An 11,747-nucleotide genomic window follows, 5' to 3' on the forward strand; every position below is an offset into this window, starting at 1 on the left:
GATGCGGCGTGGCATAGGTCAGGCAGGAATATTGCGTCGCACCATGCCGGGAGCCTGCCATGCCCCTCTCCCCGCCGGCCGCGCGCCGGCCGCTGCACCGGCGCGTCATCGAGATGCGCGGCTTCGCCCGCGAGGACGGGCTGTTCGACATCGAGGGCCACCTGGTCGACACCAAGGACCAGGGCTTCACCACCATCGATCGCGGCGTGGCGCCGGACGCGCCGCTGCACGGCATGCGGATCCGCCTGACCATCGATGACGAGATGCTGATCCACCACTGCGAGGCGGTGACCGAGCACAGCCCCTATCGCATGTGCCCCGACGCCGCGCCGAATTTTGCCCGGCTGGCCGGCCTGCGGATCGGTGGCGGCTTCAACAAGGCCGTGGCCGAGCGGGTCGGCGGCACGCTGGGCTGCACCCATCTGCGGGAGATGCTGGCGCAGCTGGCGACGGTGGCCTTCCAGACCACCTACGAGTCGCGGCGGGCGCGGCGCGGCGACTGGCGGCCGGGCGACAAGCGGCCGGCGCTGGTCGGCACCTGCCTGGCCTATGCCGAGGACAGCCGCATCACCGCCGCGCAATGGCCCGGCTTCACGGCCGCGACCCCGGAGCCGGCGAAGCCCTGAACGCGCCCCGCCGCCCCGCTTTGGTGGTGGCCGAGTGCCGGAACCAGCCTGCCAACGCGAAGGCGGCAGCCTGAAAACTAATCGGCGGTGAAGAAGTCGCGGAGCCAGCGGCGCAGCGGCGAGGGGGGCGGGCCTTCCTCCTGGTCCAGCAGCTCGGCCGAGGGCAGGCCCAGCCGCTTGTGGATGGCCTGCACCTTGGCATCCTCCGGCAGCAGCGCCGCGCCCTGCATCGCCACCTTCTGCGCCGGCACCAGCTGGCCGCTGCGCTCCAGCGCCCGGGCCAGGCCGACGAAGGCCGTGCCGCTGTCGGGCATCGCCGCCAGGACGCGGCGGAAGATCGGCTCGGCCTCGGCCGGCTCGCCGACATAGAGCAGCAGCTGGCCCAGCCACAGGCAGGTCTCGGCATCCACCTCCGGGTCTTCCAGCAGGCGGCGGGCCATGGCCACGGCCTCGGCGCGGTCGCCGCGGGCGGCCAGCACCTGGCTGAGCCCGAGCAGCGCCTTGCCATGCGTGGTCTCGTGCTGCAGCACGGCGCGGAACTGGGTCTCGGCCTCGTCGGCGCGGCCGGTGTTCAGCAGCATGGTGGCCAGGTGCATGCGCAGCTTCAGGTCGGCCGGGATCACCTGCACGCCCTGCTGGCACAGCGTCACCGCCTCGACCAGGCGCTTCTGCCCGCCCAGGCACAGGCTGAGCCCGATATAGGCGTGGCCCAGGTCGGGGCGCAGCGCCAGGGCGGCGCGGAAGATGCGCTCGGCCTCGACCAGCTCGGACAGCGCCAGCAGCAGGTGGCCGGCGCGGCCCAGCAGCCCGGCATCCTGCGGCCAGGCCTTGGTCTGCAGCAGCACGGCGTCGCGGGCGCGGCGCGGCAGCTTGCGGGCGCGCAGCTCGCCGACGCGCAGCCCCAGCTGGCGCTGCAGGTCGCCGCTCAGGATGCCGCGCGACAGGCCCAGCCGCTTGGCCCGCTTCCACAGCCGGTTGGCCAGGCGGATATGGCCGTGGCGGAAGGCGGCATTGGCGACATGCCGGGCCCAGTGCGGGCTGACATGGCGGCGGGCGCGCATCACGGCCGCCAGCTGCGGCAGGTCGCGCGCCAGCATCAGCTGCAGCACCTGGGCCAGGAAGCGGCTGTCGACCAGCAGCCAGATGGCGGCATGGCTCATGAAGGGGGTGCGCAGCCAATGCACCCCGGCATCGCGCACCAGCAGCGAGGACTGGCCATTGTCCTCGGCCATGTAGGGGTCGGCCAGCATGACGGCGAAGCCGCCGGCCTCGCCGGGCGCCACCGCCATGCCGGCATGCAGCGCCGGGTCGAAGAACTTGTGGAAGCGGCTGTCCCAGGGGCAGTCGGCCGGGTCGATGCTGGTCTGCGGGCAGACGCCCAGGCTGTGCTCGCAGCCCAGCCGCGCCGCATGCTTCAGCGCCGCATAGCCGCCCATGCTGTAGCCATAGGCGATGGCCGGGCCGTGGATCGCCGCGCGGACCGCCGGCGCCGCCGCCTCGACCGAGGCGGTGGGAAACCAGTTTTCCCGCTTGGCCACCAGGCCGATGGTGTTGAGGCCGAGCTTCTCCGCCGGCTCCTGCCCCCAGACCGCGTCGCCTCTGGGGCGGAAGGTCAGGTCGGCGAAGGTGACCAGGGTCGGCGTGCCCGCGGCCGGGCGATGCACCACCAGCAGGTGCTCGTCCTCGTACAGGATGATGCCGGGAACCGGCGCGGCGGCGGCGGCGGGCTGCTCGGTCTCAACGGCCATGGGCCGCCTCCTCCGGCGTCAGCAGCTGCAGCGACAGGGCATGCAGCCCGCCCTCGAGCTCGGCCGCCAGCGCTGCATGCACGGCGCGGGCGCGGGCGACGCGGCTCATCCCCGCGAAGGCCGGGCTGACCAGCCGCAGGGTGTAATGGGTCTCGCCCCCCGGCCGGGCGCCGGCATGGCCGGCATGGCGGTGGCTGTCATCCTGCAGGTCCAGCGCGGCGGCGGGGAAGGCGCCGTCCAGCAGAAGCCTGATACGTTCGGCGCGTGTCGACATGGCTTCGGGGTTTTCCACGACCGGCAACGCCTGCCAAGCGAAAGGTTTGCAATCTGCCGCCTTGCGGCCTCCGCGATCCGCGACCATAAACCTTCAAATGGCCCGCCGCGGCGAACGTCCCCGAACCGACAGCTCCACCCCCTTCAAGCCGTGCGATGCGCCCGGCTGTGAAGCGCCGGGAGAGTTCCGTGCGCCGCGTGATAGATCACGCCTGCGCGACTATCACCATTTCTGCCTCGAGCATGTCAGGGCCTACAACCAGGCCTGGGACTACTACAAAGGCATGAGCTCCGACGAGATCGAGGCCAACCTGCGCGAGGATACCAGCTGGCAGCGGCCGACCTGGCCGCTCGGCCGGCTGGGCGCCCAGCGCAAGCTGAACCCCGAGATGTTCCGCGACCCGCTCGGCCTGTTCGGCCAGGCGCCGCCGACGCCGCGCAAGTCGGCCAAGGAGGCGCCGCCGGAGCTGCGCGCCGCCCTCGACATGCTGGGGCTGGGCTGGCCGCTGGAAAATGATGCGCTGCGTGCCCGTTACAAGGAACTCGCGAAGCGCTACCATCCGGACACCAATGGCGGGGACAAGTCCGCCGAGGACCGGCTGAAGGACATCAACCGCGCCTACAGCCTGCTGCGCAAGCGGCTGGCCAGCCTGGCCACCGAGGAAGGCCGCGAGGCCGGACCGGATGCCGCCAGCCGGGCGGCCTGACGACGCGCCAGAACGAACGAGCGAGAGACCAGACCCGATCGCGTCAGCCCCGAGCCTGCGTTCATGCGCCCCGGGGCGCGCCACGAGAGCCGAGAGCGAAGAGAGCCCTATGACCAAGGTCGCCACCCTTTCCGACGTCCGCCCCACCTCGTCGATCAACCTTCCGGACCTCACCGTGAAGGTGCGCGAGGTGTTCGGCATCGACAGCGACCTCGAGGTGCCGGCCTATTCGATCCCTACCGAGCACGTGCCGGAGGTCGACCCGACCTACAAGTTCGACCGCGACACCACGCTGGCGATCCTGGCCGGCTTCGCCTTCAACCGGCGCGTCATGGTCCAGGGCTATCACGGCACCGGCAAGTCGACGCATATCGAGCAGGTCGCCTCGCGCCTCAACTGGCCCTGCATCCGCGTCAACCTGGACAGCCACATCAGCCGCATCGACCTGATCGGCAAGGACGCCATCGTCCTCAAGGACGGCAAGCAGATCACCGAGTTCCGCGAGGGCATCCTGCCCTGGGCCCTGCAGCACCCCTGCGCCATGGTCTTCGACGAGTATGATGCGGGCCGCCCGGACGTCATGTTCGTCATCCAGCGCGTGCTGGAGGTTGAGGGCAAGCTGACGCTGCTGGACCAGAACCGCGTGATCCGGCCGCACCCGGCCTTCCGCCTGTTCGCCACCGCCAACACGGTGGGTCTGGGCGACACCACCGGCCTCTACCACGGCACCCAGCAGATCAATCAGGGCCAGATGGACCGCTGGAACATCGTCGCCACCCTGAACTACCTGCCGCATGGCCAGGAAAGCGCCATCGTCGCCGCCAAGATGAACATCGCCGACGGCGACACCGCCGGCCGCAAGCGCATCGAGGCCATGGTGGCGCTGGCCGACCTGACGCGCGCCGGCTTCATCGCCGGCGACATCTCCACCGTCATGTCGCCGCGCACCGTCATCACCTGGGCCGAGAACGCCAAGATCTTCGGCGATGTCGGCTTCGCCTTCCGCCTCTCCTTCCTCAACAAGTGCGACGAGGCGGAGCGGTCGACGGTGGCCGAGTACTACCAGCGCTGCTTCAACGAGGAAGTGCCGACCGGGCTGCTCGTTCGCAAGAACTGACGCCGTGGCCAGGAGGGGCGCCGCCCCTCCTGGACCCACCCGCCGGGGGGATCGGATCCCCCCGGACCCCGCCGTCTATCGGGAGCCCGTGCGCGCATGAGCGGCAGCAAAGACCTGACCCGTCAGGAAGAATTCAAGCGGGCCACCGCCGGCACCCTCCGCGCCATGGCGAACAACGCCGAGGTGCAGGTGGCCTTCCAGCCCGGCCCCTCCGGCCTCGCCGGCAAGCGCGCCCGCCTGCCGCTGCCCACCCGCGCTTTGCCGCCGGCCGAGATGGCGCGGCTGCGCGGCGCCGCCGACGCCATCGCGCTGCGGCTGCGCCACCATGACGAAGCGGCCCACGCCGCCCGCACCCCCGCCCGCCGCGAGGCCAAGGAGGTCTTCGACGCCCTCGAGCAGGCCCGCGTCGAAGTGGTCGGCAGCCGCGCCATGCCCGGCGTCGCCGCCAACCTCTCCGCCCGCCTGGCCGAGACCTGCGAGGCCGAGGGCTACGACCGCATGACCCGCAAGGACCAGCTGCCGCTGCCGGCAGCGCTCTCCTTGCTGGCGCGCGAACGCCTGTCCGGCGAGCCGGTGCCAGCCGCGGCGCAGCGCATCCTCGACCTCTGGCGCGACACCCTCGGCGACAAGGCCGAAGGCGCGCTGAACGAGATGGCCGCCGCCTCCGACGACCAGGACGGCTTCGCCCGCGCCGCCCGCAAGCTGCTGACCGCGCTCGACCTGGCCGAGGCCGAGGTGGAAGCCGAGGCGGAAGAGGACGAGGAAGGCGAGGAGGGGGCCGAAAGCTCCAGCCAGGAGCAGAACTCGGCCGAGGGCGAGGCGCAGAGCGAGGAATCCGACCCGACGCTGGGCGCCCAGCCCGAGACCATGCAGGGCGAAGGCGCCGAGGAAGAGGGCGAGTCCGAGGAAGAGGAAGGCGTCGCCGCCGAGGGCGAGGACCGCCCGGGTGGCCCGCAGCAGCGCCGCGAAACCCCCGCCGTCGACGATGCCAGCATCTACCGCGCCTTCACCCGCAAGTTCGACGAGGAGGTCTTGGCCGAGGACCTCTGCGACGCCGAGGAGCTGTCGCGCCTGCGCCAGCAACTGGACCAGCAGCTGTCGCATCTGCAGGGCGTGGTCTCCAAGCTGGCCAACCGGCTGCAGCGCCGCCTGCTGGCGCAGCAGCAGCGCGCCTGGGAATTCGACCTGGAGGAAGGGCAGCTCGACGCCGCCCGCCTCGCCCGCATCGTCGTCAACCCGATGCTGTCGCTGTCCTATAAGCGCGAGCGCGAGGCCGATTTCCGCGACACCGTGGTCAGCCTGCTGATCGACAATTCGGGGTCCATGCGCGGCCGGCCGATCTCGGTCGCCGCCATGTGCTGCGACATCCTGGCCCGCACGCTGGAGCGCTGCTCGGTCAAGGTCGAGATCCTGGGCTTCACCACCCGCGCCTGGAAGGGCGGCCAGTCGCGCGAGCGCTGGGTGCAGGAAGGCAAGCCGCGCAACCCCGGCCGCCTGAACGACCTGCGCCACGTCGTCTACAAGTCGGCCGACGCCCCCTGGCGCCGCGCTCGCAAGAATCTGGGCCTGATGCTGCGCGAAGGCCTGCTGAAGGAGAACATCGACGGCGAGGCGCTGGAATGGGCCTATAAGCGCCTGCTGACCCGCCCGGAGAAGCGCCGCATCCTGATGGTCATCAGCGACGGCGCCCCGGTCGATGACAGCACGCTGTCGGTCAATCCCGGCAACTACCTGGAGCGGCACCTGCGCAAGGTGATCGGCGAGATCGAGGGCCGCCCCTTCGCCGAGCTGATCGCCATCGGCATCGGCCACGATGTCACCCGCTACTACCGCCGCGCCGTGACCATCGTGGATGCCGAGGAGCTGGGCGGCACCATGATGAAGAAGCTCGCCGAGCTGTTCGACGAGGATGCCGCCGCCGCCTTCCAGCGCGCCTCGACCGAGCGGGCGCCCATCCTGGCCTGATGGGCCAGGATGTGATCCGGGCCGCGTGATCCACCGCAACCGGCGCAGCCTGCTGCTGGCGGGGCTGGGCCTCAGCGGGCTCAGCATCTGGGGCGCGCGCGCGCTGGTGCGCCGCCGCGCCCCCGCCGCCCGCCCGGTGCCCGCTTTGCCGCAGCCCGAGGCCAGCCCGCTGGTCGCCCGTGGCATGCTGCAGCTGAACAACGGGGCGCTGGGCTCCGGCGGCTGGTCCGGCCTGCATATCGACAACGACCTGCAGCTGACCGCCGTCAGCGACCTGGGCTACTGGCTGCAGGCGCAGGTGCAGATCGCCGCGGACGGCACCCCCCAGGGGCTGGACCAGGTCCGCCACGGCGCCCTCGATGACGGCTTCTTCGACAGCCCGCCCGGCCGCCTGACCAGCGACGCCGAGTCGCTGGCGCGCCTGCCCGACGGGTCCTGGCTGATCGGCTTCGAGCGCTGGCACCACGTCACCCGCCACCCGCGCATCGACGCCCCCGGCGTGATCTGGTCGATGCCCGCCGACCTGCGCAACGCGCCGCTGAATGCCGGGCTCGAAAGCCTGGCCGTGCTGGCCGATGGCCGCGTGCTGGCGATCAGCGAAGGCCTGTGGACCGGACCGCACGGCTGGCCCCGCGCCTGGATCGGCGGCCCCGGCAACTGGATGCCCGTCGGCTACCGCCCGCGCGGTGGCTATGTCGCGACCGATGCCTGCGGCCTGCCCGACGGCAGCGTCCTGGTGACCGAGCGCGCCTTCAACTACCGCCAGTTCTTCCGCGGCCGCCTGGTGCGCATCCCCGCCGCCATGATCGCCTCGGCCCAGGAAGACACCCTGCTGCAGGGCGAGCTGCTGACCGAAGAACTGCCGCACGAAAACTGGGAAGGCGTCACCAGCTTCCGCCACCAGGGCCAGACCTGGATCGCCCTGCTCACGGACGATAACGAGATGTTCTTCCAGGAAGGTCTTCTGGCGTTTTTTACGGTGAAGGAAGGCGTCTTAGGGAAGGGGTAAGGCGAGGGGAATGAATTCCCCTCGACCCCTTCTTTTTTCTGTCTGTTGGCCGTTGAACGCCCAGTCGCTTCACCGGGACCGACACCAGGGCATCACGGCGGGACGCCATCATATGAAAACAGCGCGCCCTCGCAGGTCGCGCTGCCCCTGGGCCGTTTCACGTCCCGTCCCCACCTGGACACGGCAGTCCGGAAGAAAAAAGAAGGGGGCCTGGGGGAATTCATTCCCCCAGCCTTTTCCCTGTCTTCTCTTATCCTTGGGCCCCTTCCGACCGCAGCAGCGCCTCGACCAGGGCTGGATCCACGTCGCCCTTGGTGAAGGCGGCCCCCGGCCCGCGCAGCAGGACGAAGCGCAGCGCGCCGTCGCGCACCTTCTTGTCCTTGCGCATGCGCGACATCAGCGCCGCCAGGGTGAAGCGGCGGGGCAGGTGCGACAGGCGGGCGGGCAGGCCGACGGCGGAGAGGTGGGCTTCCACCCGTTCCGGCAGGCTGGCCTCGCACAGGCCCAGGATCGCCGACAGGCGGGCGGCGAGCCCGAGGCCGATGGCGACGCCCTCGCCATGCAGCAGGCTGCCGTCATAGCCGCATTCGGCCTCGATGGCGTGGCCGAAGGTGTGGCCCAGGTTGAGCAACGCGCGGCCACCCTCCGGGCTTTCCTCGCGCTCGTCGGCGGCGACCACCGCGGCCTTCAGGCGGCAGCTTTCCAGCACGGCGTGGCGCAGCGCGGCGGCATCGCCGGCGACCGCCTTGGCGCCGTTGGCCTCGCACCAGTCCCACAGCGCGCCTTGCAGCAGGCCATGCTTGGCGACCTCGGCATAGCCGGCGCGCAGCTCGCGGGAGGGCAGGGTGGACAGCACCCCGGTATCGGCCAGCACGATGCGCGGCTGGTGGAAGGCGCCGGCCAGGTTCTTGCCGGCGCGCAGATTGATGCCGGTCTTGCCGCCGACCGAGCTGTCGACCTGGGCCAGCAGCGTGGTCGGGATCTGCACGAAGGGCAGGCCGCGCAGCGCGCTGGCCGCGGCATAGCCCGCTAGGTCGCCGACGACGCCGCCGCCGAGGGCGACCACCGCCGTCTGCCGGTCGATCCCGGCGGCGAGCAGGTCCTCCATCAGCGTGCCGAACTGGGAAAAGCTCTTGGAGGCTTCGCCGGGGGGCACGGTCAGGCTGGCGCGGATCTCGAAGCCGGCCTCGCGCAGCCCGGCCTCCAGGGTCGGCAGGTGCAGGCCCGCGACGCTGGCATCGCTGACGATGGCGACGCGGCGGGCCGGCAAGGCGGGCGCGATCAGCCCGCCGGCGCGGGCCAGCAGGCCGTCGCCCACCACCACCTCATAGGCGCGGCCCGACAGCGGCACGGGCAGGCGGGCAGGGGGGGCGTGATCGTGCAAGGCGGCCTCGACGCGGTCGGTGGTGGTTTCGGGGTTTTCGTCCAGGCAGTCGATCACCAGGTCGGCCTCGGCATAGAGCGGGTGGCGCGCGGTCATCAGCGCGGTCAGGACCTCTTCGGGGTCCTTGTTCAGGAACATCGGCCGGGTGGCGCGGCCGGAGACGCGCGGCAGCAGGACGGGGATGGTGCAGCGCAGCCAGACGGCCAGCGCCCCGGAGTCGCGGATGGCGCGGCGCGTCTCGGCGTCGGCATAGGCGCCGCCGCCGGTGGCCAGGATCAGCGGCGGCCCGGCCAGCAGGCGGCCGATGACGCGGCGCTCGCCCTCGCGGAAATGCGGCTCGCCGTAGCGGGAGAAGATCTCGGTGATCGGCTGGCCGGCGGCGGCCTCGATCTCGGTGTCGGCGTCGCGGAAGGCCAGGCCGAGCCGCGTCGCCAGCCGCTTGCCGATCGAGGATTTGCCGGCGCCGGGCATGCCGATCAGCACGACGGCGCGCGTCAGGCGAGGAGTCGCGGTAAATCGGCCGGGGGCGATCGGAAGCACCGCGGGCGCCGGCTCCATCATCGGGGCGGCGGGCGGTTCGGGGGCCGTCGTTGCGGCGGGCGGAATGATGGCAAGGCCGAGGTTGCGTGACACAAGGGCGGAAGGTAGCACAACATTCCACGCGCGCAGGATACCCCCGGGCACCATGTTTCGCCGTCCTTTGCTCCTTCTCGTCACCGTCCTGGTGCTCGCCGGTCTGGCCGGGCTGCTGGTGCTGGGCGCCTTCCCGCCGCCGGTCCGTCAGCAGCCGGTGGAGCGCACCCTGCCCAACGAGCGCTTCGGCACCCGCTGAGGCCCCGAGCACCGATCCGCCACCATGGACCGCCATCTCGAGGCCTTCCTGGAGATGCTGGCGGCCGAGCGCGGCGCCGCCCGCAACACCCTGGCCGCCTACCAGGCCGACCTTGAGGATTTCTTGTCGTTCGCCCGCCGCAAGGGGGGTGACCTGGCGACGGCGCAGCCGGCGCTGCTGCGCGCCTATCTGGCCGGGCTGACCGATGGCGGGCTGTCGCCGCGCACCGCGGCGCGGCGGCTTTCCGCCCTGCGGCAATTCTACCGCTTCCTGGCGGCGGAGGGGGTGCGCGCCGACGACCCGACCGAGCTGCTGGACCGGCCGCGCCAGCCGCGCTCGCTGCCCAAGGCCCTGCGCGCGGCCGAGGTGACGGCGCTGCTGGAGACCGCCGGCACCCTGCCAGGCAAGCGCGGCCCGCTGGCGGTGGCGCTGCTGGAGCTGCTCTATTGCTCGGGGCTGCGCGCCTCGGAGCTGGTCAGCCTGCCGCGCCAGGCGCTGGCCGTGGACCAGCCGCTGATCCTGGTGCGCGGCAAGGGCAACAAGGAGCGGCTGGTGCCGATCTCCGGCCGGGCGCGGCGCGCGGCGCTGGCGCTGCAGGACCCGAAGAAGCCGTCCAAGTGGCTGTTCCCCTCGCATGGGGCCTCCGGCCACCTGACGCGGCAGAGCCTGCTGCTGGTGGTCAAGCAGGCGGCGCTGGCGGCGGGGCTGGACCCGGCCAAGGTCAGCCCGCATGTGCTGCGCCATTCCTTCGCCAGCCACCTGCTGGAGGGCGGCGCCGACCTGCGCGCGCTGCAGATGCTGCTGGGCCATGCCGATATCGCCACCACCCAGATCTACACCCGGGTGCTGGAGGAGCGGCTGCGCGCCCTGGTGGAAACCCACCACCCGCTGGCCGAGGCGCCGGGGTGAGCGGCCCATAACCCTCTGGCCTTGCCGGGCTGTCTGCGCTACGGCAGCCCCGGTTCGGCCGCCTCTATGGTGCGGTGCATGCACAGACGGGATCGCGATGCGTCACTTCCTGGACTTCGAGAAGCCGCTTGCCGAGCTTGAAGGCAAGATCGAGGAGCTGCGGCGCACCACCGACGCGGGCGGCATCGACGTGGCCGAGGAAGTCGGCCGCCTGTCCGACAAAGCTGAAAAACTGCTGCAGGCGACCTATGCCAAGCTGACGCCCTGGCAGAAGACGCTGGTCGCCCGCCACCCCGACCGGCCGAAATGCCTGGCCTATGTCGAGGCGCTGATCGAGGACTTCATGCCGCTGGCCGGCGACCGCGCCTTCGCCGACGATGCCGCGGTGATCGGCGGCATGGGCCGCTTCCGTGGCCGCGCCGTGATGGTGCTGGGCACCGAGAAGGGCACCGACACCGACAGCCGGGTGAAGCACAATTTCGGCATGGCCCGCCCCGAGGGCTATCGCAAGGCGCGCCGGCTGATCGAGCTGGCCGGGCGCTTCGGCCTGCCGATCCTGTCCTTCGTCGACACCGCCGGCGCCTTCCCCGGCATCGAGGCCGAGGCGCGCGGCCAGGCGGAAGCCATCGCCCGCTCGATCGAGGCCTGCCTCGACGCGCCCGTCCCGGTGGTCGCGACCATCATTGGCGAGGGCGGCTCCGGCGGCGCCATCGCGCTGGCGGCGGCCGACCGCGTGCTGATGCTGGAGCACTCCATCTATTCGGTGATCAGCCCCGAGGGCTGCGCCAGCATCCTGTGGCGCGACGCCGCCCAGGCCAGCACCGCGGCCGACGCGCTGAAGCTGACCGCCGAGGATCTGCGCCGGCTGCAGCTGATCGACCAGGTGGTGGCCGAGCCGCTGGGCGGCGCGCATCGCAACGCGGCCGCCGCCATGGAGGCGGTGGGCCAGCAGGTCTGGACCTGCCTGGAGCCGCTGCTGGCGCTGGATGCCGGCACCCTCAAGGCCCGCCGCCGCGAGAAGTTCCTGGAAATGGGGCGGCACGGGGTCGCCTAGGCTCAGGACCTATTAAATCTGCCCTTGCGCTCTGATGGAGCTGTGATTCCATGGCAGCCGGAGGTGCTGCCATGGCGGACTTATTCTGGCTGACGGAGGCGCAAGTCGCACGGATCTCGCCTT

Annotated in this window: 11 protein-coding genes; 8 read left to right on the forward strand and 3 right to left on the reverse strand. The window is 71.6% G+C overall.

The window, feature by feature from the left end:
- Window positions 1–59: 59 nt before the first annotated feature.
- Window positions 60–626, forward strand: coding sequence for a DUF2889 domain-containing protein (locus GVN67_RS11825; RefSeq protein WP_159996084.1), 567 nt, complete (start codon window positions 60–62; stop codon window positions 624–626).
- A gap of 77 nt (window positions 627–703) precedes the next feature.
- On the opposite strand, the gene GVN67_RS11830 is transcribed toward GVN67_RS11825, so the two are convergent.
- A complete protein-coding gene (locus tag GVN67_RS11830; RefSeq protein WP_159996086.1) occupies window positions 704–2,374 on the reverse strand; it encodes a tetratricopeptide repeat protein in 1,671 nt (556 codons plus the stop codon).
- On the reverse strand, window positions 2,364–2,648 hold the full coding sequence (locus GVN67_RS11835) for a BolA family transcriptional regulator (RefSeq protein ID WP_159996088.1): 285 nt from the start codon (window positions 2,646–2,648) through the stop codon (window positions 2,364–2,366). Before GVN67_RS11835 ends, GVN67_RS11830 begins: the two co-directional genes overlap by 11 nt.
- Window positions 2,649–2,931: 283 nt before the next feature.
- On the opposite strand from GVN67_RS11835, the gene GVN67_RS11840 reads away from it, so the two are divergent.
- The 4 genes from GVN67_RS11840 (at window position 2,932) to GVN67_RS11855 (ending at window position 7,445) form a co-directional block, all read left to right on the forward strand.
- A complete protein-coding gene (locus GVN67_RS11840; RefSeq protein ID WP_368667236.1) occupies window positions 2,932–3,354 on the forward strand; it encodes a J domain-containing protein in 423 nt (140 codons plus the stop codon).
- Window positions 3,355–3,463: 109 nt separating this feature from the next.
- Window positions 3,464–4,471 (forward strand): cobaltochelatase subunit CobS, encoded by a 1,008-nt coding sequence (cobS, locus tag GVN67_RS11845; RefSeq protein WP_159996092.1) that lies wholly within the window; start codon window positions 3,464–3,466, stop codon window positions 4,469–4,471.
- 96 nt (window positions 4,472–4,567) lie between these two features.
- Entirely contained in the window at window positions 4,568–6,436 is a 1,869-nt protein-coding gene (cobT, locus tag GVN67_RS11850; RefSeq protein WP_159996094.1) for a cobaltochelatase subunit CobT, read from the forward strand.
- A 25-nt stretch (window positions 6,437–6,461) separates the two neighbouring features.
- Window positions 6,462–7,445: an esterase-like activity of phytase family protein gene (locus GVN67_RS11855; RefSeq protein WP_159996096.1), complete on the forward strand. Its 984-nt coding sequence runs from the start codon at window positions 6,462–6,464 to the stop codon at window positions 7,443–7,445.
- A gap of 250 nt (window positions 7,446–7,695) precedes the next feature.
- On the opposite strand, the gene aroB is transcribed toward GVN67_RS11855, so the two are convergent.
- Window positions 7,696–9,390: a 3-dehydroquinate synthase gene (aroB, locus tag GVN67_RS11860; RefSeq protein ID WP_408906352.1), complete on the reverse strand. Its 1,695-nt coding sequence runs from the start codon at window positions 9,388–9,390 to the stop codon at window positions 7,696–7,698.
- 124 nt (window positions 9,391–9,514) lie between these two features.
- On the opposite strand from aroB, the gene GVN67_RS29685 reads away from it, so the two are divergent.
- The 3 genes from GVN67_RS29685 to GVN67_RS11870 all read left to right on the forward strand — a co-directional run bounded on the left by GVN67_RS29685 (window position 9,515) and on the right by GVN67_RS11870 (window position 11,624).
- Window positions 9,515–9,661 (forward strand): hypothetical protein, encoded by a 147-nt coding sequence (locus tag GVN67_RS29685; RefSeq protein ID WP_200845234.1) that lies wholly within the window; start codon window positions 9,515–9,517, stop codon window positions 9,659–9,661.
- Window positions 9,662–9,685: 24 nt separating this feature from the next.
- A complete protein-coding gene (locus GVN67_RS11865; protein WP_159996100.1) occupies window positions 9,686–10,570 on the forward strand; it encodes a site-specific tyrosine recombinase XerD in 885 nt (294 codons plus the stop codon).
- Between the two features lie 97 nt (window positions 10,571–10,667).
- Entirely contained in the window at window positions 10,668–11,624 is a 957-nt protein-coding gene (locus GVN67_RS11870; protein ID WP_159996102.1) for an acetyl-CoA carboxylase carboxyltransferase subunit alpha, read from the forward strand.
- Window positions 11,625–11,747 lie beyond the last annotated feature (123 nt).

This window comes from Roseomonas sp. 18066 (assembly GCF_902706185.1).
Classification (GTDB): domain Bacteria; phylum Pseudomonadota; class Alphaproteobacteria; order Acetobacterales; family Acetobacteraceae; genus Pseudoroseomonas.